This window comes from Streptomyces sp. bgisy159 (assembly GCF_057707805.1).
In genome coordinates, this window is record NZ_JBYIQX010000002.1 from 246,456 (window position 1) to 270,606 (window position 24,151).

Genomic DNA, 24,151 nt, shown 5'->3' on the forward strand with positions numbered 1-24,151 from the left:
CGTCACCGCCTTTCGCCGACCAGGGAGACCAGCGAATGAACCTGCGCAGCTCATGGGTGGCCGAGACCGGCCAGACCCGCGAGGACACCCGGCTGACCCAGCTGGGCGCGACCACCCCGACCAACCCGATCCAGGTCCGCTCCGGCGTCCTGCCCGGCTCCTACGACGGCCTGTACCGCCTCGCCGGCTTCTGGCTGGACGGCGGGGCGGGCACCATGACCGCCACCGTCCACGAGGGCCGGGCGGTGATCCAGGCCGAGAGCGGGCAGGGCGCCTACCCGGTCGCCCTGGCCCACCAGACCCCCCTGACGTTCGCCGACGGCGACGCCCAGGGCGACCGGATCGACCTCGTCGTCCTGCGGATCTACGACAACGTGTACGACGCCTCCGGCCGCACCGAGGCCGCCCTGGAGATCGTCCGGGGCGAACCCGGCGCGAACCCGCAGGCGCCGGCGCCGCCGCCGATCGCCCTGCCGATCTACCGGGTCACCGTCCGGGCCGGGGCCGGCGCCGGCAACGGCGGCGTCAACTGGAACGCCGACGTGGAGGACCTGCGCACCCCGACCGTCGCGATCGGGGGCATCCTGCCGGCCGTAGGCGAGACCGGGGGCGGCGCCTACCCCGGCCAGTACCGCGACTCCGGCGGCGCGCTGCAGCGCTGGGACGGCTCGGCCTGGGTGCCGTACCCGAGCGCCCTGGGCGGCATCGCCCCGGCCGGCGCGGTCACCACCGCCAGCTACACCGGCCAGTACCGCGACAGCTCCTCCGGCGTCCTGCAGCGCTGGAACGGCTCCTCCTGGGTGTCGTACCAGCCGGTGCCCGCCTGGACCGACTACACGCCGGTGTGGGGCGCCGAGAACGGCACCGCCCCGAGCATCGGCAACGGCGTCCTCGCGGGGTCGTACGCCAAGCTCGGCACGGTCGTGCACGTGCGGATCTACCTGAGGATCGGCTCGACGACCAACCTCGCCGCCCAGGACCCCAACGGCAACTGGACGTTCAGGCTCCCGGTCGCGCCGGTGTCGACGAGCTGGAAGCTGGACGGCCGGGTACTGACCGCCGTCGGCTTCGACGCCTCCGAGAACCGCATGTGGCAGGGCAGCGGTCTGCTCTCCGCCGGCAACGGCGGCTCCGTCCGCTCGCTGCGCGACACCCTGCACAACACCGGCGACATCTGGGACAAGGGCTACCCCTTCGACTGGGGCACCGGCGACGTCCTGTCGATCCACGGCACCTACGAATCCGCCTCCTGACCCGTCCGCGAAAGGACTGTAGATGAACGCCCGTTCCGCCTGGCTGTCCCCGGCCGGCCAGACCCGCGAGGACACCCGCGTCGCCGCGCTCGGCGCCCACACCCCGGTCTCCCCCGTCGCCACCCGCTCGGGCGTCCTGCCCGGCTCCTACACCGGTGAGCACACCGTGTCCGGCTTCTGGCTGGCCGGCGCCGCCGGCGCCATGACCGCCGAGGTCAGCACGGGCCGGGCGGTGATCCAGGCCGAGGAGTCGCGCGGCGCCTACCCGGTGTCCCTCACCGAGGGAGTGCCGCTCACCTTCGCCGACGGCGACGCCCAGTACGACCGCGTCGACCTCGTCGTCCTGCGGATCTACGACGACGCCTACGACGGCTCCGGGCGCACCGAGGCCGTCGTCGAGATCGTCCCCGGCACCCCGGCCGCCGTGCCGTCCGCGCCCGCCGCGCCCGGCCTGTCGCTGCCGCTGTTCCAGGTGCTCGTGACGGCCACCGCGAGCAACGGCAACGGCGGCATCAACTGGGGCACGGCCCTCACCGACCTGCGCCCCACCACGGTCGCCCTCGGCGGCATCGCACCCACCAAGCCCGACGACACCGTCAAGGGCGCCTACCCGGGCCAGTACCGCGACGTCAACGACGCCCTGCAGCGCTGGAACGGCACCGCCTGGGTGCCCTACCCGAGGGACATCGGCGGTATCGCCCCGGCCGGCGCCGTCACCACCGGCGGCTACCCCGGCCAGTACCGCGACTCGGCGGGCGGCGTCCTGCAGCGCTGGAACGGCTCGGCGTGGCTGCCGGCGGTCACCCCGTCCGCGTTCACCGCGTCCCTGGACGCCGGGACCACCGCGTCGACGACGTACACCGCCGCCCTCGACAACACGGCCGTCTCCGCGCTGACCCTCGACTTCACCGCCCCGGGCACCGGAGCGGTGCTGCTCCACTTCGGCGCCCGCATGGTGACCCAGGGCAGCACCACCACCGCCGCGTTCATGGCCCCGCGCATCACCCGGGGCGCCACGGTCGTCTGGGAACCGTCGAACGACGAGTACTCCGCCATGTACGGCGGCACCGTCTCCTGCTCGGTCTCCACGATGTGGCGGCTGTACGGGCTGACGCCCGGCACGGTCTACACGATGACCGCCCTGCACCGCTCCGGCAGCGCCTCGGTCACCTGCGGCTTCGACAACATCTTCCTGCGCGTCGACCCCGCCAACTGACCCCCCTCCGCCTCGACTTCCCCCAAGGAGGGAACATGCCCGTACGTTCCGGCTGGCTCTCCCCGGACGGCCAGACCCGCGAGGACACCCGTCTCGCGGCGCTCGGCGCGCTCACCCCGACCTCTCCCGTCACCACCCGCTCCGGCATCCTGCCGGGCTCCGCCGACGGCCAGTGGCGGATCTCCGGGTTCACCGTGCAGGGCGACCCCGGCACGATGTCCGCCCTCGTGTACCCCGGCCGGGCCGTCATCCAGGGCACGGACACCCGGGGCGCCTACCCGGTGGCGCTGACCGAGACCCTGCCGCTGACCTTCGCCGACGGCGACCCCCAGTACGGCCGGGTCGACCTGGTCGTGCTGCGCGTCCACGACGACCCGTACGACGGCTCCGGGCGCACCGAGGCCGTCGTCGAGATCCTCCCCGGCACCCCGGCCGCCCTGCCGGCCGCGCCCGCGGCCCCCGATCTCGCGCTCCCGCTGTACGAGGTCGCCGTACCGGCCGGGGCGAGCACCGGCTCCGGCGGCCTCGACTGGGGCACCGCGCTCACCGGCCGCCGTACCGCCACGGTCGCCGTCGGCGGCATCCTGCCGGTCACCAGCGACACCTCGATCGGCGCCTACCCGGGCCAGTACCGCGACGCGGGCGGCCGCCTCCAGCGCTGGACCGGCTCGGCGTGGACCGACTACCCGGTGCCGCCGGCCTGGCAGAGCTGGACCCCGGCCTGGACCACCAACTCCGGCAACGCCACCCCGTCCTACGGCAACGCCGACGTCAACTGCCGCTACCTCAAGTCCGGTACGACGGTGCACCTGAACTTCGTGATCCAGTTCGGCACCACCACCGACTTCGGCGCGAACCCCACCTCGGCCGACAACTGGCGCTTCTCGCTGCCGGTGCCGGCGTCCGCCGCCCACCCGGTCGTCGGCTTCGCCGAACTGGGCGCGTCCAACTCCGCCCGCGTCATGAGCCGGATCCACCTGCCCCACACCACCGCCTTCGAGCTGGGCGTCTCCTCCGGCCGGCCCGACGCCTCGGCGATCGGCGGCGCCGGCCAGGGCACCGTCGACGCCCTGTCGCCCTGGACCTGGAGCCCGCCCCACGCCATCCGGGGCACCGCCACCTACGAGGCCGCCTCATGAGCACCGACACCCCGTACCGCGCGATCTTCTGCGACCTGCGCGACGACACCACCATCGACATCCTGCCGCTGCGGGACGTCACCGTCGACGACTACCTCGGCAAGGCCGGCTCGCTGTCCGGGACCGTCCCGGTGCCCGACGCCCAGATGGCCGCCCGGGTCCGCCGCATCGAGGAGGGCCGCACCGCCGTCTACCTCCAGCGCGGCAACGACCTGTGGTGGGGCGGCATCATCTGGACGGCCACGCTGCAGAGCTCCGACCGGGGCGTGCTCAGCCTCGGCATCCAGGCGGCCACCTTCGAGTCGTACGCCGGCCGCCGCCGCATCCGCGCCGACCTGTCCTTCACCGACGTGGACCAGCTGGTCGTGGCGCGCCGGCTGTGGGAGCACCTGCAGCTCGGCCGGTTCGCCGACGAGGCGGACAAGCCGACCGTGATCGGCGGGAACATCGGCGTCACCTACGGCTACGAGACCTCCGGGCAGATGCGCTCGGCCCGCTACCGGGACGGCGACGAGACCGTCTATCTGGAGGCGATCGACGCGCTCGCCGCCCTGGACGACGGCTTCGAGCACCACATCGCCGTCTACCGCGACCCGGCCACCGGCGCCCGGGTCCGCCGGCTGCGCCTGGGCAGCCCGAAGATCCGCACCGGGACCACCGACCTGGTGATGGACCGCCCGGGCACCATCCTGTCGTACGCCTTCCCGCGCGACGCCACCCGCGGCGGCACCACCGCCCGGGCGCGCGGCGGCAGCGACAACACCAACCAGGCCGCCGAGTCGCGCCCAGTGTTCGCCGACGCCGACGAGGCGGCCGCGCTGATCGCGGCCGGCTACCCGCGCATCGACCTGTCCTCCGACCACAACGAGACGACCAGCGCAGCCGTCCTGAAGTCCCTGGCCACCGCCGAACTCGCGCAGGCCACCGGGGCGGTGGTGATCCCCGCGGTCAGCGTCCGCCTCGACGACCTGGTGCCGCCCGCGCTGCTCGGGCGGACCGTGCGCATCCGGATCACCGACGAGTGGTGGACCGAGGGCCTGGACGCCCGCTACCGGGTCATCGGCGTCAAGGTCAGCCCGGCGCAGCGCGGCCGCCCCGACACCGCCGAGCTCTACCTGGAGGAGGCCTGATGCCCCAGCTGCCCGAAGACATCATCGACCGGCTGACCCAGATGGAACGCCGCATCCAGCAGCTGTCCACCGCCGTCAACAGCCGGCCGGCGCTCAACCGGATCTCCGGTGGCGGCGTGGAGATCACCGACGGCGGCTATCTCGCCGTACGCCCGCCGGGCGGCGGTCCGGCGGTGTTCGCGGTGGGCGCGTGGAGCGGCGCCGAGTACGGCATGGCGGTGCGCCGCCAGACCGGCTCGCTCGCCATGAGCCTGCACAACGGCGACGGCTCCAGCACCTCGCTGCAACCGCTGCGCGTCTACGACAACGACGGGCGGGAGCTGTTCGCCGACGACGTCAACAACGGCGGACTGGCCCGGCCCTGGCTGAACATGCTGCCGCCGCAGGACACCGCGGTCGCCCGCTGGCCGCAGACCACCGCGACCTCCTGGGCGACGATCGCCATGTCGTACAACGTGGTCTGGCAGCCCAAGCTGCGGCTCCTGCTGCAGACCCGGGCCTCCTCCGGCGCCGCCGGCAGCGTCCGGGTGCTGCTCAACGGCGCCCCGTGGGGCGACACGGTCGGTGCCGGCGCGGACTTCGACCACACCGCCCTGGTCGCCGCCGACTTCGCCACGGTGTACGGCACGCTGCTCAAGGTCGAGGTCCAAGCCCAGGTCACCAGCGCCTCCGGCACCGTCTACGCCCACCCGGTCCTGATGTACGGCCGCCAGTCCTGACCGCCCGGAGGAACCCATGGACATCGACCCCACCCAGCCCTGGGGCGTCGCGATCGACTACGCCGGCCGCGCCACCCTCGCCGAGTCCGGCCACACCATCCACGTCAACGTCTCCGACACCAGCCTGAGCAGCGTCATCGCGCCCGACTCGATCACCGGCACCTACTCCCCGGTCACCGTCACCGCCCAGTTCACGGAGACCGGGGAGAACGGCGCGGTGCTGCGCGGCACCGGCCGGGTGACCGTCCTCCCGGTCGGCACGGCCCCGGTCGTTCCCGACCGGACAGCCGTCCAGCGGGCCGTCACGGCCGCCCTGGACGACTTCACCGCCCACACGGCGGCGTACCTGGCGCTGTGCCGGACCTGGGCCACGACGGCACCGCCCGCGGAACCCGACCCGACGTAGTCCCCGGGCCCCGCGCCCCCACACCCGCACCTCCCGGACCCCGAGCCGCCCCACCGGCCGGGGTCTTCCCATGCCCGCACCCAGACCCGTCAGGCAGGCACCCATGGCACATCCCCTCAGCGCGGACGCCCTCGTCGCCGCGCTGCGCAAGGAAGGCGTCACCGTCACCGAACACCCCGGCTGGCGCACCCACAACCGCAACCACAAGGGCAGTTGGGGTCCGGTCAACGGCGTGGTCGTCCACCACACCGTCACCAGCGGCACCGCCCCCAGCGTCGCCCTCTGCTTCAACGGCCACTCGGCCCTCCCCGGCCCCCTCTGCCACGGCGTGATCGCCAAGGACGGCACCGTCCACCTCGTGGGCAACGGCCGCACCAACCACGCCGGGCGCGGCGACGGCGACGTCCTGCGCGCGGTCGTCGCCGAGCGCGCCGTCCTCCCCCCGCCGCGCCGCAACGACACCGACGGCAACGTCCACTTCTACGGCTTCGAGTGCGTCAACCTCGGCAACGGCAAGGACCCGTGGCCCGAGGCCCAGCTGGAGGCCGTCGTCCGCGCCGCCGCGGCGATCTGCCGCGCCCACGGCTGGACCGCCCGCTCGGTGATCGGCCACAAGGAGTGGACCGACACCAAGGTCGACCCGCGCGGCTTCGCGATGACGGACCTGCGCGCCCGCATCGCCACACGGCTCGCCGACAAGCCCGCCCCGCAGGGCCACCGGCCGGCCCCGGCCGGTACCGCCCCGGCGTACCAGCCCTACCCCGGCGCCGCCTGGTTCCGCACCCACCCCCACTCCCCGATCGTCACGGCGATGGGCCGCCGCCTGGTCGCGGTCGGCTGCTCGGCGTACGCCAAGGGGCCCGGCCCCCAGTGGACGGAGGCCGACCGTCGCTCCTACGCCAAGTGGCAGCGCAGGCTCGGCTTCACCGGCGCCGACGCCGACGGCTGGCCGGGCGCCCGGTCCTGGGCGGCCCTGAAAGTCCCGTACAGCTCCTGAGGAACGAGCCGCTCCGCAAGACGAGCCGCTCCTTCCGGAAACGAGGTTCCCGTGTCCGAGGCCGCCAAGCGAACCCTCCGCACCGTAGTCCAGACCGCTGTCGGCCTGTGCGTCCTGCTGCCGACGGTCGTCGACGCCGCCGGCTTCCCCGAGACGCTCCCGTGGGCGGCGGCCGCGCTGACCGCCGCCGCGGCCGTGACCCGGGTGATGGCCCTGCCCGGCGTCCAGGCGCTGCTGCCGTCCTGGCTCCGCACGGACGTCCACCCCGACGACGCCGCCCTGCCGGCCCTGCGGGACGACCCGAGCACCCGCCGGGGGGACGCGTGAACGAACCCCACCCGCTGTCCGACCCCACCGCCGTAGCCGTCGAACTGGAACGCCTGCGCGGCACCGTGGAGGCCGGGTTCGCCCGGGTCGACGGCTCCCTCGCCCTGCTGGTGCAGCGCAGCGACCAGACCGACAAGCAGCTCGCCGACCACGAGCAGCGGCTGGACGCCCTGGAGCGCTCCCGCTGGCCGCTCGCCAGCATCGGCGCCCTCGCCGCGGTCTCCACGGCGGCGATCGCCGTCTGGGAACTCGCACTGCGCTGACCCGGCTCCTTGCCGGGCCCCGGCAGAGTCCGCCGTCGGTACACATCCGACCGCACCCCCTGCCCGCCCGCCCCCCGGTCCCGCACCATCGACCCGTACGGCCGCCTCTCGCGGCCGAACGGGGAATCAGGGACGAGGACCGGGGGGCCCGCCATGCCGCACGACCCGCACACGCTGACCGGACAGCTCGACGCGCTCGGCGTCGACGTCCGCCTGGCCGTCATCGAGTACGGCGACTGCCTCGCCGAGTACGGCCCGCGCGCCGACGACCCGGACGTCCCGCGCGCCGCGCTCGACGACTACGCGCTCGCCCTCGACCTCGCGTCCCTGGCCCGCCGGGCCCCCGCCGAGGACGTGCCCGCCCTGCTCACCGTGGGCACCAAGGCGCTGCTCCGCTTCCACCGCGCCGTGCGCGGCTGACCGGCTCCGACACGACGTAGCTGCCGGAGCCCGGCAGCTACCGCACCACCGACCGGGGAGGTGGCACCATGCGGCACACCCTCAGCACACGCAGGCCGAAAGCCCTGCTGCACGGCTGGCTCATCGGCAACATCGGCTTCTTCGTCCTGATGGCGGTCGTCGGGGGGCTCTCCCTCGACGGCGCCGCCGTCGGCCTGGCGCTCTACGGCGCGCTCGTGCTGCCCCCGATGGCAGCCGGCCTGCGCCTGACCGGGAAGACCCCGCCGGACGAGCCCGCCCGCGCCCTGCGCCCGGCCGGCCGCACCACCGGCACCGGGACGACACCGGACGACGGGACGGCCACCGACACCGAGCAGGCCATCACCCGCTACGGCGAACTCCTGCGCACCCACCCCTACGTCCCCGGCGCCACCGCCGACGCGGAGGAACTGGCGGACTACCGCACCGCCCTCGACGTCTACGAGCAGGCCAAGCGCGCCCCCGCCGCCCAGGTGCCGGCGCTGCTGGCCCGCGGCGGTTCCGCGCTGGCCCGGCTGAACGGCGACGACCGCCCGACCGCCGACGTCGTCTGGAACCACGGCAGCGGCTCCATGAAGCTGCGCCTTCCCCGCCCCGCCACCGACGGGCCCGCGGTGCTGGCGTTCGAGACGCAGACCGCGCAGCGCTTCAGCGTGCACACCCGCACCGGCCACCCGGCCCGGCGTCAGCTGCTCCTCGACGGCGGCCCGGAGCCCACCGCCGCCCACATCACCGTGCCCCCGCAGGACGGCGACACCCTGCACGTCGAGGTGACCGCCCGCGGCCCCTGGCGGCTGGCCCTGCGCCCGATCAGCGAGGCGCGACGGCTCCCCGGCGGCGGCCGGATCCGCGGTCGGGGCACCGAGACCGTGCTGAAGAGCGGCGGTCCCCGCGTCCTGGACTTCGAGCACCACGACGACACACCGTTCGTCGTACGGCGGCTCACCCGCTCCCTGCGCACCGCCGAGGTGCTGGCCGAGGGCCGCGGCCACGCCCGGCTCAGCCTCGCGGTGACCGACCGCTGCGCCGTCCGCGTCGACAGCGGCGGGACCTGGACGCTGCGGGCCCCGAAGTGCTGACCACCGTGAGAACGCCGAAGGGCGGTCACCCCGTGCCGTACGGGGTGACCGCCCTTCAACTCAGTTCAACCACTCACTGGTTGTACGGACCGTAGTCGTAGTCCTCCAGCGGAACGGCCTGGCCGGAGCCGGTGCCGAACGGCGAGTAGTCGATGTCGTCGTAGCCGACGGCCGAGTACATCGCGGCCTTGGCCTCCTCGGTCGGCTCCACCCGGATGTTGCGGTAGCGGGACAGACCCGTACCGGCCGGGATGAGCTTACCGATGATGACGTTCTCCTTGAGGCCGATGAGGCTGTCGGACTTGGCGTTGATCGCCGCGTCCGTCAGGACTCGGGTCGTCTCCTGGAAGGAGGCGGCCGACAGCCAGGACTCCGTCGCCAGCGAGGCCTTGGTGATACCCATCAGCTGCGGACGACCCGAGGCCGGGTGACCGCCTTCCTGGACCACACGACGGTTCTCGGTCTCGAACTTCGAGCGCTCGACCAGCTCACCGGGCAGCAGCTCGGCGTCGCCGGACTCGATGATCGTCACGCGGCGCAGCATCTGCCGGATGATGATCTCGATGTGCTTGTCGTGGATCGACACACCCTGCGAGTTGTAGACCTTCTGGACCTCGCCGACCAGGTGGACCTGGACGGCACGCTGGCCCAGGATGCGCAGCACGTCGTGCGGGTTGGTGGCACCCACGGTGAGCTTCTGGCCCACCTCGACGTGCTCGCCCTCGCTGACCAGGAGTCGGGCACGCTTCGAGATCGGGTACGCCGTCTCGTCGCTGCCGTCGTCCGGGGTGACGACGATCTTCTTGGTCTTCTCGGTCTCCTCGATCCGCACGCGGCCGGAGGCCTCGGAGATCGGGGCGACACCCTTCGGGGTACGGGCCTCGAAGAGCTCGACGACACGCGGCAGACCCTGGGTGATGTCGTCACCGGCCACACCACCGGTGTGGAAGGTACGCATCGTCAGCTGGGTGCCGGGCTCACCGATGGACTGGGCGGCGATGATGCCGACCGCCTCACCGATGTCCACCAGCTTGCCGGTGGCCAGCGAGCGGCCGTAGCACATGGCGCAGGTGCCGACGGCGGACTCGCAGGTCAGGACCGAGCGGGTCTTGACCTCCGCGACACCGTGCTTGACCAGCTCGTCGATGAGCACGTCACCGAGGTCGGTGCCGGCCGGGGCCAGCACACGGCCGTCGACCACGATGTCCTCGGCGAGGCAGCGCGCGTACACGGACGTCTCGACGTCGTCCGCCTTGCGCAGCACGCCGTCGGCGCCGACCTCCGCGATCTGGAGGCGCAGACCGCGCTCGGTGCCGCAGTCCTCCTCGCGGATGATGACGTCCTGGGAGACGTCGACCAGACGACGGGTGAGGTAACCCGAGTCGGCGGTCCGCAGAGCGGTGTCCGCCAGACCCTTACGGGCACCGTGCGTGGAGATGAAGTACTCCAGCACGGACAGGCCCTCACGGAACGACGCCTTGATCGGACGCGGGATCGTCTCGTTCTTCGCGTTCGACACCAGACCACGCATACCGGCGATCTGACGCATCTGCATCATGTTGCCTCGTGCGCCCGAGTTCACCATCATGAAGATCGGGTTGGTCTTCGGGAAGTTGTCGTTCATCGCCTCGGCGACCTCGTTGGTCGCCTTGGTCCAGATCGCGATGAGTTCCTGCGTGCGCTCGTCCTTGGTGATCAGACCGCGCTCGTACTGCTTCTGGACCTTCTCGTCCTGCGCCTCGTAGCCGCGGACGATCTCCTTCTTCGCCTCGGGGACGACGACGTCGGAGATGGCGACGGTGACACCGGAACGGGTGGCCCAGTAGAAGCCGGCCGCCTTCAGGTTGTCGAGCGTCGCCGCCACGATGACCTTCGGGTAGCGCTCGGCGAGGTCGTTGACGATCTCGGAGAGCTGCTTCTTGCCGACCTCGTAGTCGACGAACGGGTAGTCCTCGGGCAGCAGCTCGTTGAAGAGCGCACGGCCCAGCGTGGTCTTCAGCCGGAAGCTGTCACCCAGCTGCCACTCCCCCGCCGCGACCCGGTCGTCGCCTTCCTCTCCGGCCGGCGGCGTCCAGCCGCGCGGCGGGATGGTGCCCACCGGGAAGCGGATGTCGATCGGCGCCTGCAGCGACAGCTCGCCCGCGTCGAACGCCATGATCGCCTCGGCGACGGACGCGAAGGACCGGCCCTCGCCCTTGATGTCGCGCATCTCGCCGTCGGTGGTGAGGAAGAACAGACCGAGGACCATGTCCTGGGTCGGCATCGTCACCGGACGGCCGTCGGCCGGCTTGAGGATGTTGTTCGAGGACAGCATCAGGATGCGGGCCTCGGCCTGCGCCTCCGCGGACAGCGGCAGGTGCACGGCCATCTGGTCACCGTCGAAGTCCGCGTTGAACGCGGTGCAGACGAGCGGGTGGATCTGGATGGCCTTGCCCTCGACCAGCTGCGGCTCGAAGGCCTGGATGCCGAGGCGGTGCAGCGTGGGCGCACGGTTCAGCAGAACCGGGTGCTCCGCGATGACCTCTTCCAGCACGTCGTACACGACCGTGCGGCCGCGCTCGACCATGCGCTTGGCGCTCTTGATGTTCTGCGCGTGGTTCAGGTCGACCAGGCGCTTCATCACGAACGGCTTGAACAGCTCCAGCGCCATCGCCTTCGGCAGACCGCACTGGTGCAGCTTCAGCTGCGGGCCGACGACGATCACGGAACGCGCCGAGTAGTCGACGCGCTTGCCGAGCAGGTTCTGACGGAAGCGGCCCTGCTTGCCCTTCAGCATGTCGCTGAGGGACTTCAGCGGGCGGTTGCCGGGACCGGTGACCGGGCGACCACGGCGGCCGTTGTCGAACAGCGCGTCGACGGCCTCCTGAAGCATGCGCTTCTCGTTGTTCACGATGATCTCGGGCGCACCGAGGTCGAGCAGCCGCTTCAGACGGTTGTTCCGGTTGATCACACGGCGGTACAGGTCGTTCAGGTCGGAGGTCGCGAAGCGGCCACCGTCCAGCTGCACCATCGGACGCAGGTCCGGCGGGATGACCGGCACGCAGTCGAGCACCATGCCCTTGGGGCTGTTGCTGGTCTGCAGGAACGCCGAGACGACCTTCAGGCGCTTGAGCGCACGGGTCTTCTTCTGGCCCTTGCCGGTACGGATGATCTCGCGGAGGCGCTCGGCCTCCTCGTCGAGGTCGAAGGACTCCAGGCGCTTCTGCAGCGCCGCGGCACCCATCGAACCGTCGAAGTACGTGCCGAAGCGGTCACGCAGCTCGCGGTAGAGGAGCTCGTCGCCCTCCAGGTCCTGGACCTTGAGGTTCTTGAAGCGGGTCCACACCTCGTCGAGGCGGTCGATCTCGCGCTGCGCGCGGTCGCGCAGCTGCTTCATCTCGCGCTCGGCGCCCTCGCGCACCTTGCGGCGCACGTCGGCCTTGGCGCCCTCGGCCTCCAGCTCGGCCAGGTCGGTCTCGAGCTTCTTGGCCCGGGCCTCCAGGTCGGCGTCCCGGCGGTTCTCGATCTGCTGCCGCTCGACCGAGACGTGCGCCTCCAGGGAGGGCAGGTCGCGGGTGCGGCGCTCCTCGTCGACGTACGTGATCATGTACGCCGCGAAGTAGATGACCTTCTCCAGGTCCTTCGGGGCGAGGTCGAGCAGGTAGCCCAGCCGCGACGGAACGCCCTTGAAGTACCAGATGTGCGTGACGGGCGCGGCCAGCTCGATGTGGCCCATCCGCTCACGGCGCACCTTGGCGCGGGTGACCTCGACGCCACAGCGCTCGCAGATGATGCCCTTGAAGCGGACGCGCTTGTACTTGCCGCAGTAGCACTCCCAGTCCCGGGTCGGACCGAAGATCTTCTCGCAGAAGAGTCCGTCCTTCTCGGGCTTGAGCGTGCGGTAGTTGATGGTCTCCGGCTTCTTGACCTCGCCGTGGCTCCACTGACGGATGTCGTCAGCGGTGGCCAGACCGATCCGGAGCTCGTCGAAGAAGTTGACGTCGAGCACTATGCGTCAATCCCTCTCAGGGTTGTGAAGTCTGTGGTCTGAAACGGGGGCCTGGGGGTCGGCGGGCCCTGGTGGGTGCAGGGCCCGCCGGACTCCCGTCAGACCTCTTCGACGCTGCTCGGCTCGCGCCGGGACAGGTCGATGCCGAGCTCCTCCGCAGCGCGGAAGACGTCCTCGTCGGTGTCACGCATCTCGATGGACATACCGTCGCTGGACAGCACCTCCACGTTCAGGCAGAGCGACTGCATCTCCTTGATGAGCACCTTGAAGGACTCGGGGATGCCGGGCTCGGGGATGTTCTCGCCCTTGACGATGGCCTCGTAGACCTTCACGCGGCCCGTGACGTCGTCGGACTTGATGGTCAGGAGCTCCTGCAGGGCGTAGGCGGCGCCGTACGCCTCCAGCGCCCACACCTCCATCTCACCGAAGCGCTGGCCACCGAACTGGGCCTTACCACCCAGCGGCTGCTGGGTGATCATGGAGTACGGGCCGGTCGAACGGGCGTGCAGCTTGTCGTCGACCAGGTGGTGCAGCTTCAGGATGTACATGAAGCCGACCGAGATCGGGTCCGGGAACGGCTCACCGGAGCGGCCGTCGAACAGCCGCGCCTTGCCGGACGGGAGCACCATGCGCTCGCCGTCGCGGTTCGGGATGGTGTGCTGCAGCAGACCCGCCAGCTCGTCCTCGCGCGCACCGTCGAAGACCGGGGTGGCCACGTTGGTGCCCGGGGCGACCGAGTCGGCGCCGATGACCTGGAGGCGCTGCGCCCACTCGTCGGCGAGGCCGGAGACGTCCCAGCCGCGGCTGGCGAGCCAGCCGAGGTGGATCTCCAGGACCTGTCCCGGGTTCATTCGGGACGGCACGCCCAGCGGGTTGAGGATGATGTCGACCGGGGTGCCGTCCTCCAGGAACGGCATGTCCTCGATCGGCAGGATCTTGGAGATGACGCCCTTGTTGCCGTGGCGGCCGGCGAGCTTGTCACCGTCGGTGATCTTGCGCTTCTGCGCGACGTAGACGCGCACCAGCTGGTTGACACCGGGGGGAAGCTCGTCGCCCTCCTCGCGGTCGAAGACGCGCACGCCGATGACCTTGCCGGTCTCGCCGTGCGGCACCTTCAGCGAGGTGTCGCGGACCTCGCGGGCCTTCTCACCGAAGATCGCGCGGAGCAGGCGCTCCTCGGGGGTCAGCTCGGTCTCGCCCTTGGGCGTGACCTTGCCGACGAGGATGTCGCCGGCGATGACCTCGGCACCGATGCGGATGATGCCGCGCTCGTCGAGGTCGGCGAGGACCTCCTCGGAGACGTTCGGGATGTCCCGGGTGATCTCCTCCGGGCCGAGCTTGGTGTCACGGGCGTCGACCTCGTGCTCCTCGATGTGGATCGAGGAGAGGACGTCGTCCTGCACGAGGCGCTGCGACAGGATGATCGCGTCCTCGTAGTTGTGACCCTCCCACGGCATGAACGCGACCAGCAGGTTCTTGCCGAGCGCCATCTCGCCGTTCTCGGTGGCCGGACCGTCGGCCAGCACCTGGCCGGTGATGATCCGGTCACCCTCGTTGACGATGACCTTCTGGTTGACCGAGGTGCCCTGGTTGGACCGGGAGAACTTGGCCAGGCGGTACGTGATGTACGTGCCGTCGTCGTTGGCGGTGGTGATGTAGTCCGCGGAGACCTCCTGGACCACACCGTCCTTCTCGGCCTTGACCACGTCGCCGGCGTCGACCGCGGAGCGGTACTCCATGCCGGTGCCGACGAGCGGCGCCTCGGACTTGATGAGCGGAACGGCCTGGCGCATCATGTTCGCGCCCATGAGGGCGCGGTTGGCGTCGTCGTGCTCCAGGAAGGGGATCATGGCGGTCGCGACCGACACCATCTGGCGCGGCGAGACGTCCATGTAGTCCACGTCCTCGGGGGCGACGTAGTCGACCTCGCCGCCGCGGCGGCGGACCAGGACGCGGGCCTCCTCGAAGCGCATGTCGGCCGTGAGCGGCGCGTTGGCCTGCGCGATGACGAAGCGGTCCTCCTCGTCGGCGGTCAGGTAGTTCACCTCGTCGGTGACCTGGCCGTCGACGACCTTGCGGTACGGGGTCTCGACGAAACCGAACGCGTTGACCCGGCCGTAGGTGGCGAGCGAGCCGATCAGACCGATGTTCGGGCCTTCGGGGGTCTCGATCGGGCACATGCGGCCGTAGTGCGAGGGGTGCACGTCGCGGACCTCGAAGCCGGCCCGCTCACGGGACAGACCACCCGGGCCGAGCGCGGACAGACGACGCTTGTGCGTCAGCCCGGACAGCGGGTTGTTCTGGTCCATGAACTGCGACAGCTGGCTGGTGCCGAAGAACTCCTTGATGGAGGCGACGACCGGCCGGATGTTGATCAGGGTCTGCGGCGTGATCGCCTCGACGTCCTGGGTCGTCATCCGCTCGCGGACGACACGCTCCATACGCGCCAGACCCGTGCGGACCTGGTTCTGGATGAGCTCGCCGACGCTGCGCAGACGGCGGTTGCCGAAGTGGTCGATGTCGTCGGTCTCGACGACGATGTTCGTACCGCTGTCGCCGACCGTCTCGGTCTCGCCCGCGTGCAGCTTCACCAGGTACTTGATCGTCGAGATGATGTCCTCGACGGTCAGGATGCCGGCGTCCAGCGGGGCGTCCGCGCCCAGCTTCTTGTTGACCTTGTAGCGGCCGACCTTGGCCAGGTCGTAGCGCTTGGGGTTGAAGTAGAGGTTCTCCAGCAGCGTCTGCGCGGCCTCACGGGTGGGGGGCTCGCCCGGACGCAGCTTGCGGTAGATGTCGAGCAGCGCGTCGTCCTGGCCCTGGGTGTGGTCCTTCTCCAGGGTGGCGCGCATGGACTCGTACTCGCCGAACTCCTCCAGGATCTGCTCGGTGGTCCAGCCGAGCGCCTTCAGGAGGACGGTGACGGACTGCTTGCGCTTGCGGTCGATGCGGACACCGACCATGTCGCGCTTGTCGATCTCCATCTCCAGCCAGGCACCCCGGGACGGGATGATCTTGGCGGAGAAGATGTCCTTGTCGGAGGTCTTGTCGATGGAGGAGTCGAAGTAGACACCCGGCGAACGGACCAGCTGGGACACGACGACACGCTCGGTGCCGTTGATGACGAAGGTGCCCTTGTTGGTCATGAGCGGGAAGTCGCCCATGAAGACCGTCTGGGACTTGATCTCGCCGGTCTCGTTGTTCGTGAACTCGGCCGTGACGAAGAGCGGAGCCGCGTACGTGAAGTCGCGCTCCTTGCACTCGTCGATGCTGTTCTTCGGGGGCTCGAAGCGGTGGTCGCGGAACGTCAGCGACATCGACCCGGAGAAGTCCTCGATCGGGGAGATCTCCTCGAAGATCTCCTCCAGACCGGACTTGGTGGGGACGTCCTGACCGGACTCCAGAGCCGCCTCGACCCGACTCTGCCAGGCGGTGTTGCCGAGCAGCCAGTCGAAGCTCTCGGTCTGCAGCGCGAGCAGGTTCGGAACCTCGAGAGGCTCCTTGATCTTTGCAAAGGAGATGCGCAGCGGGGCGGTGCTGGCGCCGTTGTTCGTATTCGCGGTCGAGGCGGTGCGCGAGGCGGCCAAGAGGGGGTCCTTCCGAGGGCTCGGACTCACTACGCGCTCCCCGGCCCCTCACCGGTGCACAGAGACAGAGATCCCAGGTGAGGGAGTTTCCATCGTCGATGCTGAAGTGAGGGCAGACCCCTGGTGACGGGCAGGGGACAGCTAACAGGCAGCGCAAAGGGTCAGTGTAGCCACTTGGCACACTGATGTCCAGTGCGGGTTTTCGAGACCCTCGTCGGCCCTCATTGTTCTTCTCTCAACATCTGCGACAAGGCGCTGCCCTCAACGCACGTTGATACTGCCCTCTTCGCCGTCGATCCATGCCTCGGATTCGGACCGTTGTGACGACGCGTCCTGAGAATTGCGCGCTGCGTGCGGTTCGTCAAGGCCCCCCGGCCCCTGCCAGGGGCGTCCGGAGACACGACGAAGATCACCATACCCCCGGCCGACCCGGACGCAAGGAAACCGAGGCCGCACCCCCGGCAACGCCGAAGAGCGACCACCCAGATGGATGATCGCTCTTCAGCGCTACAGCGTTACAGCCTCAGGGGCTGTTTGAGGTCTTACTTGACCTCGACGGAGGCGCCGGCGCCCTTGAGGGCCTCGGCGGCCTTGTCGGCGGCCTCCTTGTTGACCTTCTCGAGGACCGGCTTCGGGGTGCCGTCCACCAGGTCCTTGGCCTCCTTCAGGCCCAGGGAGGTCAGCTCACGCACGACCTTGATGACCTGGATCTTCTTCTCGCCGGCGCCGGTGAGGACGACGTCGAACTCGTCCTTCTCCTCCGGGGCCTCGGCGGCAGCGCCGCCGCCCTGGCCGGCGACGACGACCGGCGCGGCAGCGGCGGCGGTGACGTCGAACTTCTCCTCGAACGCCTTCACGAACTCGGAGAGCTGGATGAGGGTCATGCCCTCGAACTCGGCGAGCAGTTCGTCCTGGGTGAGAGCCACGATGGCTTTCCTTCCACTAATTCGGCAGGTGCCGGATGTACATGAGTGGCGGGCGTACGTTGGCCCGCTACGACCGCCGCCTCAGGCGATGGTCATGATGCGAGCCGAATTACTCGGCACCGCCCTGCTCGTCCTGCTTGGCGCGAAGCGCGTCCACGGTGCGGACGAGCTTCGACGGGAGCGCCTGGAGGACCTGAGCAGCCTGCGTCTGCTTGCCCTTCATGGCGCCCGCCAGCTTGGCGAGCAGAACCTCGCGGGACTCGAGGTCCGCAAGCTTCTTGATCTCGTCGGCGGACAGCGCCTTGCCGTCAAGGAAACCGCCCTTGATGACGAGATTCGGGTTGTCCTTGGCGAAGTCACGGAGACCCTTCGCCGCCTCGACCGGGTCACCGGTCACGAAGGCGACGGCCGACGAACCCGTGAAGAGGTCGTCGATCGTGGTGATCCCGGCCTCATTGGCCGCAATCTTGGTCAGCGTGTTCTTCGCCACACGGTACTGAGCGTTCTCACCGAGTGAACGACGCAGCTTCTGGAGCTGCGCAACGGTGAGACCGGTGTACGCGGTAATGACGGCGCCGTTGGAGGTGCGGAACTTGTCCGTCATCTCCTCGACGGCATCGACCTTGTCAGGCCTCGCCATGAGCCTCGGCCTCCTTCCGGGTGATTCGGACCGCGCGGACCCGAAGGAGGACTGGGGAAACGAAACGCCCCGGCGCAGGCGCACGGGGCGGACTCGACCGGCCGTACACACGCCAGGGCGTGCACTCCGGGAGTTCTTCCACTGTCACCTGCGCGGGTCGCCCACTTTTCAGCGGATCCTTCGGCCACCGCGCCCTCGTACGAGCACGCGGCAACGACCAGCGGTCTTTGGCTTCTGTAGGAGATTAAAGGACCGGGCCGCAGTCAGGCAAATCGGCCGCCGGGCCCGGCGGCCGACGCCGGCCGCTAGCCCAGGATCGCCTCGTCGGACGCGGACTCGTCGAAGGCCGCGTCACCCGGCTCCGGGTCCCCCAGGTCGTCCATGTTCTCCAGGTTCTCCAGGTCGATGTCCGGCTCGCCCAGCTCCCCCTCGTCCATGCCCTCGCCGCTCATCGCGGCCTGCATGTCCTCCATCATCTTCATGAAGTCGACGGTCTCACCGGCCGGCGGAACGGTGACCTCGGCCTTCGCACCGTAGTCGGAGAACCGCATGCTCATGGTGACGGTGCCCTCGGGGCTGTCGATGCCGACGTCCATGCGCACCGGCAGGTCGTCCTCGTTGACCCAGACGTCGGTGTCGTAGCCCTTGATGCCGGACTTCTCGACGTTGGCGAGCAGTTCCTTGCGGTCGTCGGCGTCGAGGACGTCGAGCGACTTGTTGGCGTTCAGCATCTCCTTGACGGACAGCGTGCCCTTGTAGTGGTCGGCCGTCACGCCGTCGATCTTCTCGCTGCCGACGTGCTTGAGGTTCGGCGACTCCAGGAGCAGGGCCAGCTGCTTTGCCGGGTCCTGGTTCATCTCGCCCATGCCGCCGCTCATGGCCTTGGCGAGCTTCTCGTTGCCGGACTTCTCGGCGATGGCGCCGAAGTCCATCTTCAGCCAGTGCTTGCCGTCCATGTCCAGCTCCTGGGCGGCGGCGTCCCCCAGGTCCATGTACATGACGTCGTCCCGCATGATCATGCGGACCTTCTCCGGGCCGCCCGGCTCGCTCGCCAGGCCGGAGCCCTCCATGGTCACGTCCATGACCGACGGGTCCCAGCCCATGACCCCGGTCATGGTCACCTCGCCGCCGTCCTCCATGGACTTCGGCATGGACATCGTCATCGAGATCTTGGCGGACTTGGCGTCGCTGGTCTTCTCGAAGGCCGCGGTGAGGGCCTGCGCGGCGGTCCGCTGCCCGCCCTCGGCCTTCTCGCTGCCGCACGCCACCGCGCCGGTGAGCAGCAGGACCGTCCCGGCCGCCGCGCCGATCCTGGTCGCTCTGTTCATGTGGGTTCCCCCCGCTGTGTCACGCCTGTATGAGGCTCTGTCCGGCCCGGCTTCCGGGCCGTGGGTGTCGGCTGCGCGAAGTCCGCCGTGTCCCCCACCCGGGCGGCGCGGAGACGACCACGTACCCGACGTGGTCGCCGACGAGCGCGCTGAAGTGTACGCGCCAGTAAAGTGTGGCGTCTTTCCACGTTCTTGACCACCCGAATTGTGGACAGCGAAACGGGCCCCACACCTGAAGCCAGGTGTGGGGCCCGTTCACCGATCGGGGTCTCAGACCGCGGCCGGGTCCTCCTCGACGAGGAGGTTGCGGGTGCGGTTGGGGTCCAGCTGGATGCCGGGGCCCATCGTGGTGGAGATGGCGGCCTTCTTGATGTAGCGGCCCTTGGCGGCGGACGGCTTCAGACGGAGGATCTCCTCCAGCGCGGCGCCGTAGTTCTCCACCAGCTTGGTGTCGTCGAACGACACCTTGCCGATGATGAAGTGCAGGTTCGAGTGCTTGTCGACGCGGAACTCGATCTTGCCGCCCTTGATGTCGGTGACGGCCTTGGCGACGTCGGGGGTGACGGTGCCGGTCTTCGGGTTCGGCATCAGACCACGCGGGCCGAGGACGCGGCCGAGGCGGCCGACCTTGCCCATGAGGTCCGGGGTGGCGACGACGGCGTCGAAGTCCAGACGGCCCTTCGACACCTCGTCGATCAGTTCGTCGGCGCCGACGATGTCGGCGCCCGCGGCACGCGCGGCCTCGGCACGGTCACCGGTCGCGAAGACCAGGACCCGGGCGGTCTTACCGGTGCCGTGCGGGAGGTTCACGGTGCCACGGACCATCTGGTCGGCCTTACGCGGGTCGACACCCAGACGGAAGGCGACCTCGACGGTGCCGTCGAACTTGGTCGTGGAGGTCTCCTTGGCGAGACGGACGGCCTCGAGCGGGGCGTAGAGCTTCTCCCGGTCGACCTTGGCGTCCGCAGCGCGGAGAGACTTGCTGCGCTTGCTCACTACTGCTCCTGTTGTCTTCTTAGGAGTTGTGGTCCGGGCCGAGCAGGCCCTTCCACACATCTGCTTGGTGTACGGAGGCTCCCGTGGGAACCAGGTCAGCCCTCGACCGTGACGCCCATGGAGCGCGCGGTACCGGCGATGATCTTCGCGGCGGCGTCCAGGTCGTTGGCGTTGAGGTCGGGCATCTTGGTCTGGGCGATCTCGCGGACCTGCGCCTCGGTGATCTTGGCGACCTTGGTCTTGTGCGGCTCGCCGGAGCCCTTCTCCACGCCCGCGGCCTTGAGGATCATCTTCGCGGCCGGCGGCGTCTTGGTGATGAAGGTGAAGGAGCGGTCCTCGTAGACCGTGATCTCCACCGGGATGACCCAGCCGCGCTGCGACTCGGTCGCGGCGTTGTAGGCCTTGCAGAACTCCATGATGTTCACGCCGTGCTGACCCAGCGCGGGGCCGACCGGCGGGGCCGGGTTGGCGGCACCGGCCTGGATCTGGAGCTTGATGAGCCCCGTGACCTTCTTCTTCTTGGGAGGCATGTCGGGTCCTCTCCCGTTTCTTGTCGATTTCCTGGTGCCCGGAGGCAACATGCGCGCCCGGAGGCGACGCGCCCGCAGGCAACGTGCCCGAAGGCAACCGCACAACCCTAACGGGTAGGTTCGCGCGGCCAAAAACCGAGCAGGTCAGACGGCTGCGAGAGCCTGTCTGACCTGACCGGTGGCTTCAGTGGCCGAGGCGTCAGTTCTTCTGGATCTGGTCGAACGACAGCTCGACCGGCGTCTCGCGCCCGAAGATCTCCACCAGACCCTTGACCTTCTTGGAGTCGGCGTTGATCTCGTTGATCGTGGCCTGCAGCGTGGCGAACGGACCGTCGGTGACGGTGACCGAGTCGCCGACCTCGAAGTCCAGCACCTGGACCTCGACCTTGCGCTGCGGGGCGGGCTTGCCCTCGGCCTCGGCCGCCTCGCGGGCGGCCTTCTCCTCGGCCTCCGGGGCGAGCATCTTGACGATCTCGTCCAGGGTCAGCGGGTAGGGGTCGTAGGCGTTGCCCACGAAGCCGGTGACACCCGGGGTGTTGCGGACGACGCCCCAGGACTCGTTGGTCAGGTCCATGCGGACGAGGACGTAGCCCGGCAGCTTGTTCTGCTTGATCGTCTTGCGGTCGCCGTTCTTGATCTGGACGACCTCTTCCTGCGGCACCTCGGCCTGGAAGATGTAGTCCTCGACGTTCAGCGAGACGGCGCGCTGCTCCAGGTTGGTCTTCACGCGGTTCTCGTAGCCGGCGTAGGTGTGGATGACGTACCACTCGCCGGGCAGGGTGCGCAGTTCCTCGCGCAGGGCCGCCACGGGGTCGACGGGCTCGGCCGGCTCCTCCTCGGCGACGGTCTCGGACTCGTCGGTCTCTTCGGCGGAGGCCTCGGCCTCGTCGTCCGCGACCTCGGTGACCTCGGTGACCTCGTCGGCGTCGTCGGAGGCCTCGGCCTCGACGTCGGCAGCCTCGACCTCGTCCAGTTCCTCGTCCGCACCCTCGACGGTGTCGAGCTCGTCGGCGACGGGCTCGTCGGGCTCGATGGCGTCGTTCAGGTTCTGGTCAGACACGGTGGCTGCTTCTTCCTGGATACATAGGGGTGGAACACGCGAAACGGGCGCCGGATACCTCGGCGCCCTTCGCTCTCGACTCAGCCGAAGACGTACTTGGCGGCGTGGCTGAGCCCATAGTCAATCACGGTCACCAGGCCGATCATGATCACCACGAAGATGATGACCACCGTGGTGTATGTCGTCAGCTGGTTGCGCGACGGCCAGACGACCTTGCGGAGCTCCGCGACGATCTGGCGGTAGAAGAGAGCGAGGCGCTTCAGCGGGCCCTTCTTGGCGCGCTTGCCGCCCTTGCGGGTCTTCTTCTTGCTCTCGGGCGCTTCGTCCTGGGCATCAGGCGTGTCGAGCGAGCCCACGGCGTCCGCCATTCGTCCTCACCTGGTCCCGGGTCGTGGCCGTGCCGCGCCCGGTCTGAGCCGCACGGCGGTGCATTGCTGTACGTACATGCGCACACATCCTGGCGAAGGTGTGTGTAGCAGGGCCGGAGGGACTTGAACCCCCAACCGCCGGTTTTGGAGACCGGTGCTCTACCAATTGAGCTACGACCCTTTGTGTGTCCCCCAACCTACCGCATCCGAGCGGATGCTCGGAGTGCACCGACGGTGCCGCGGTCGCTGAAGGCCAACGACGTAGGAGTGTACGTGGTCCTGGGCGCCCCGTCGAACGGAAAGTGCGTCGGCGCCTCGTCACCGTGGCGACCACCGGGGTGTCCACCGTCATGCCCAGTCAGTGAAACCGGCGTGCCGGGCGCGTTTCGGGTCTGAAAACATGGGGTGCATGAGCGCTGCAACCCCTCCCTCCGAGCGCCGGGTCTCGGCCCGCATCGGCTCGATCTCCGAGTCCGCCACCCTCGCCGTGGACGCCAAGGCCAAGGCCCTGAAGGCCGCCGGACGTCCGGTGATCGGCTTCGGTGCCGGTGAGCCGGACTTCCCGACCCCGGACTACATCGTCGAGGCGGCCGTCGAGGCCTGCAGGAACCCCAAGTACCACCGCTACACGCCGGCCGGCGGCCTGCCCGAGCTGAAGGCCGCGATCGCCGCCAAGACGCTGCGCGACTCGGGCTACGAGGTCGACCCGGCGCAGATCCTCGTCACCAACGGCGGCAAGCAGGCCATCTACGAGGCGTTCGCCGCGATCCTCGACCCGGGCGACGAGGTCATCGTCCCGGCGCCGTACTGGACGACGTACCCGGAGTCGATCCGGCTGGCCGGCGGTGTCCCGGTCGAGGTCGTCGCCGACGAGACCACCGGCTACCGGGTGAGCGTGGAGCAGCTGGAGGCCGCGCGCACCGAGAACACCAAGGTCCTGCTGTTCGTGTCGCCGTCGAACCCGACCGGCGCCGTCTACAGCCGCGAGCAGATCGAGGAGATCGGCCGCTGGGCCGCCGAGAAGGGCCTGTGGGTCCTCACCGACGAGATCTACGAGCACCTGGTCTACGGCGACGCCGAGTTCCACTCGCTGCCTGTCGTGGTGCCCGAGCTGGCCGACAAGTGCATCGTGGTCAACGGTGTCGCCAAGACGTACGCCATGACCGGCTGGCGCGTGGGCTGGGTCATCGGCCCGAAGGACGTCGTCAAGGCGGCCACCAACCTCCAGTCGCACGCCACGTCCAACGTCTCGAACGTCGCGCAGGCCGCCGCCCTGGCCGCGGTCTCCGGCGACCTGGACGCCGTGGCGAAGATGCGGGAGGCGTTCGACCGCCGCCGCCGGACCATCGTGCGGATGCTGAACGAGATCGACGGCGTCCTCTGCCCGGAGCCGGAGGGCGCGTTCTACGCCTACCCGTCCGTGAAGGGCCTGCTCGGCAAGGAGATCCGCGGCAAGCGCCCGCAGGACACCGTGGAGCTGGCCGCGCTGATCCTGGAGGAGGTCGAGGTCGCGGTCGTCCCCGGCGAGGCGTTCGGCACCCCCGGCTACCTGCGGCTGTCGTACGCGCTGGGTGACGAGGACCTCGTCGAGGGCGTCTCGCGGGTCCAGAAGCTGCTGGCCGAGGCCAGGGACTGACCTGCTCACGTGAGTAGGTTGCGGGCCGTCTCCCTGCGGGGAGGCGGCCCGCTTCTCGTGGCCCGCTTCTTCGTACGGGCAGGACCACGTTCGGGGAATCCGCTTCCGGGAGATCGCGGCCGTGCGGC

At 69.9% G+C, this 24,151-nt stretch carries 21 protein-coding genes and 1 tRNA gene; 12 read left to right on the forward strand and 10 right to left on the reverse strand.

What is annotated here, in order from left to right; translation table 11 throughout:
* Positions 1-35: 35 nt before the first annotated feature.
* From AC3ET3_RS03220 to AC3ET3_RS03270, 11 genes are all read left to right on the forward strand, one after another.
* Positions 36-1,253, forward strand: a complete 1,218-nt coding sequence (locus tag AC3ET3_RS03220; RefSeq protein WP_432155458.1) for a hypothetical protein — start codon at positions 36-38, stop codon at positions 1,251-1,253.
* Positions 1,254-1,275: 22 nt separating this feature from the next.
* Positions 1,276-2,469, forward strand: a complete 1,194-nt coding sequence (locus AC3ET3_RS03225) for a hypothetical protein (protein ID WP_435611585.1) — start codon at positions 1,276-1,278, stop codon at positions 2,467-2,469.
* 35 nt (positions 2,470-2,504) lie between these two features.
* Positions 2,505-3,608, forward strand: a complete 1,104-nt coding sequence (locus AC3ET3_RS03230) for a hypothetical protein (RefSeq protein ID WP_432134205.1) — start codon at positions 2,505-2,507, stop codon at positions 3,606-3,608.
* On the forward strand, positions 3,605-4,738 hold the full coding sequence (locus tag AC3ET3_RS03235; RefSeq protein ID WP_432134206.1) for a hypothetical protein: 1,134 nt from the start codon (positions 3,605-3,607) through the stop codon (positions 4,736-4,738). The genes AC3ET3_RS03230 and AC3ET3_RS03235 overlap by 4 nt, the downstream gene beginning before the upstream one ends.
* The gene (locus AC3ET3_RS03240; RefSeq protein WP_432155460.1) at positions 4,738-5,457 is read left to right on the forward strand and encodes a hypothetical protein; all 720 of its coding nucleotides are present in this window, start codon (positions 4,738-4,740) and stop codon (positions 5,455-5,457) included. Before AC3ET3_RS03235 ends, AC3ET3_RS03240 begins: the two co-directional genes overlap by 1 nt.
* 16 nt (positions 5,458-5,473) lie before the next feature.
* Positions 5,474-5,863 (forward strand): ATP-binding protein, encoded by a 390-nt coding sequence (locus tag AC3ET3_RS03245; protein WP_432134208.1) that lies wholly within the window; start codon positions 5,474-5,476, stop codon positions 5,861-5,863.
* Positions 5,864-5,966: 103 nt separating this feature from the next.
* Entirely contained in the window at positions 5,967-6,860 is an 894-nt protein-coding gene (locus tag AC3ET3_RS03250; protein ID WP_435611586.1) for a peptidoglycan-binding protein, read from the forward strand.
* Positions 6,861-6,911: 51 nt separating this feature from the next.
* The gene (locus tag AC3ET3_RS03255; protein ID WP_432134210.1) at positions 6,912-7,187 is read left to right on the forward strand and encodes a hypothetical protein; all 276 of its coding nucleotides are present in this window, start codon (positions 6,912-6,914) and stop codon (positions 7,185-7,187) included.
* Entirely contained in the window at positions 7,184-7,450 is a 267-nt protein-coding gene (locus tag AC3ET3_RS03260; RefSeq protein ID WP_432134211.1) for a hypothetical protein, read from the forward strand. Before AC3ET3_RS03255 ends, AC3ET3_RS03260 begins: the two co-directional genes overlap by 4 nt.
* 153 nt (positions 7,451-7,603) lie before the next feature.
* Positions 7,604-7,870: a hypothetical protein gene (locus AC3ET3_RS03265; protein WP_432134212.1), complete on the forward strand. Its 267-nt coding sequence runs from the start codon at positions 7,604-7,606 to the stop codon at positions 7,868-7,870.
* Between the two features lie 68 nt (positions 7,871-7,938).
* Positions 7,939-8,967 carry a hypothetical protein gene (locus AC3ET3_RS03270; protein WP_435611587.1) on the forward strand — a complete coding sequence of 343 codons (1,029 nt, stop codon included), beginning with the start codon at positions 7,939-7,941 and terminating at the stop codon, positions 8,965-8,967.
* Between the two features lie 73 nt (positions 8,968-9,040).
* On the opposite strand, the gene AC3ET3_RS03275 is transcribed toward AC3ET3_RS03270, so the two are convergent.
* From AC3ET3_RS03275 to AC3ET3_RS03320, 10 genes are all read right to left on the reverse strand, one after another.
* Positions 9,041-12,955 carry a DNA-directed RNA polymerase subunit beta' gene (locus AC3ET3_RS03275; protein WP_432134214.1) on the reverse strand — a complete coding sequence of 1,305 codons (3,915 nt, stop codon included), beginning with the start codon at positions 12,953-12,955 and terminating at the stop codon, positions 9,041-9,043.
* Positions 12,956-13,053: 98 nt separating this feature from the next.
* Complete coding sequence (gene rpoB / locus AC3ET3_RS03280; RefSeq protein WP_432134215.1) at positions 13,054-16,539, reverse strand: DNA-directed RNA polymerase subunit beta; 3,486 nt, start codon at positions 16,537-16,539, stop codon at positions 13,054-13,056.
* A gap of 542 nt (positions 16,540-17,081) precedes the next feature.
* Entirely contained in the window at positions 17,082-17,468 is a 387-nt protein-coding gene (gene rplL / locus AC3ET3_RS03285) for a 50S ribosomal protein L7/L12 (protein WP_432134405.1), read from the reverse strand.
* 106 nt (positions 17,469-17,574) lie between these two features.
* Positions 17,575-18,105: a 50S ribosomal protein L10 gene (gene rplJ / locus AC3ET3_RS03290; protein ID WP_432134216.1), complete on the reverse strand. Its 531-nt coding sequence runs from the start codon at positions 18,103-18,105 to the stop codon at positions 17,575-17,577.
* Between the two features lie 305 nt (positions 18,106-18,410).
* Positions 18,411-19,433: an SCO4651 family lipoprotein gene (locus AC3ET3_RS03295; RefSeq protein ID WP_432134217.1), complete on the reverse strand. Its 1,023-nt coding sequence runs from the start codon at positions 19,431-19,433 to the stop codon at positions 18,411-18,413.
* Between the two features lie 270 nt (positions 19,434-19,703).
* Entirely contained in the window at positions 19,704-20,429 is a 726-nt protein-coding gene (gene rplA / locus AC3ET3_RS03300) for a 50S ribosomal protein L1 (protein ID WP_432134218.1), read from the reverse strand.
* A gap of 95 nt (positions 20,430-20,524) precedes the next feature.
* Entirely contained in the window at positions 20,525-20,959 is a 435-nt protein-coding gene (gene rplK / locus AC3ET3_RS03305; protein ID WP_055493153.1) for a 50S ribosomal protein L11, read from the reverse strand.
* Between the two features lie 199 nt (positions 20,960-21,158).
* Positions 21,159-22,019, reverse strand: a complete 861-nt coding sequence (gene nusG / locus AC3ET3_RS03310; RefSeq protein ID WP_432134234.1) for a transcription termination/antitermination protein NusG — start codon at positions 22,017-22,019, stop codon at positions 21,159-21,161.
* A gap of 80 nt (positions 22,020-22,099) precedes the next feature.
* Positions 22,100-22,387, reverse strand: a complete 288-nt coding sequence (gene secE, locus AC3ET3_RS03315; RefSeq protein WP_432134235.1) for a preprotein translocase subunit SecE — start codon at positions 22,385-22,387, stop codon at positions 22,100-22,102.
* Positions 22,388-22,495: 108 nt separating this feature from the next.
* Positions 22,496-22,568: transfer RNA gene (locus AC3ET3_RS03320), tRNA-Trp, on the reverse strand.
* Between the two features lie 228 nt (positions 22,569-22,796).
* Here AC3ET3_RS03320 and AC3ET3_RS03325 point away from each other — a divergent pair.
* Positions 22,797-24,023, forward strand: coding sequence for a pyridoxal phosphate-dependent aminotransferase (locus tag AC3ET3_RS03325; RefSeq protein ID WP_432155465.1), 1,227 nt, complete (start codon positions 22,797-22,799; stop codon positions 24,021-24,023).
* Positions 24,024-24,151: the final 128 nt, after the last annotated feature.

Bases quoted from the DNA above. Each gene is read 5' to 3' on its own strand.
- AC3ET3_RS03225 (WP_435611585.1), top strand. From the start codon at position 1,276: ATGAACGCCCGTTCCGCCTGGCTGTCCCCGGCCGGCCAGACCCGCGAG.
- secE (WP_432134235.1), bottom strand. From the start codon at position 22,387: ATGGCGGACGCCGTGGGCTCGCTCGACACGCCTGATGCCCAGGACGAA.
- AC3ET3_RS03220 (WP_432155458.1), top strand. From the start codon at position 36: ATGAACCTGCGCAGCTCATGGGTGGCCGAGACCGGCCAGACCCGCGAG.
- AC3ET3_RS03295 (WP_432134217.1), bottom strand. From the start codon at position 19,433: ATGAACAGAGCGACCAGGATCGGCGCGGCGGCCGGGACGGTCCTGCTG.
- AC3ET3_RS03270 (WP_435611587.1), top strand. From the start codon at position 7,939: ATGCGGCACACCCTCAGCACACGCAGGCCGAAAGCCCTGCTGCACGGC.
- AC3ET3_RS03250 (WP_435611586.1), top strand. From the start codon at position 5,967: ATGGCACATCCCCTCAGCGCGGACGCCCTCGTCGCCGCGCTGCGCAAG.
- rplK (WP_055493153.1), bottom strand. From the start codon at position 20,959: ATGCCTCCCAAGAAGAAGAAGGTCACGGGGCTCATCAAGCTCCAGATC.
- AC3ET3_RS03240 (WP_432155460.1), top strand. From the start codon at position 4,738: ATGCCCCAGCTGCCCGAAGACATCATCGACCGGCTGACCCAGATGGAA.
- rplJ (WP_432134216.1), bottom strand. From the start codon at position 18,105: ATGGCGAGGCCTGACAAGGTCGATGCCGTCGAGGAGATGACGGACAAG.
- AC3ET3_RS03265 (WP_432134212.1), top strand. From the start codon at position 7,604: ATGCCGCACGACCCGCACACGCTGACCGGACAGCTCGACGCGCTCGGC.
- AC3ET3_RS03245 (WP_432134208.1), top strand. From the start codon at position 5,474: ATGGACATCGACCCCACCCAGCCCTGGGGCGTCGCGATCGACTACGCC.
- AC3ET3_RS03230 (WP_432134205.1), top strand. From the start codon at position 2,505: ATGCCCGTACGTTCCGGCTGGCTCTCCCCGGACGGCCAGACCCGCGAG.
- AC3ET3_RS03325 (WP_432155465.1), top strand. From the start codon at position 22,797: ATGAGCGCTGCAACCCCTCCCTCCGAGCGCCGGGTCTCGGCCCGCATC.
- AC3ET3_RS03235 (WP_432134206.1), top strand. From the start codon at position 3,605: ATGAGCACCGACACCCCGTACCGCGCGATCTTCTGCGACCTGCGCGAC.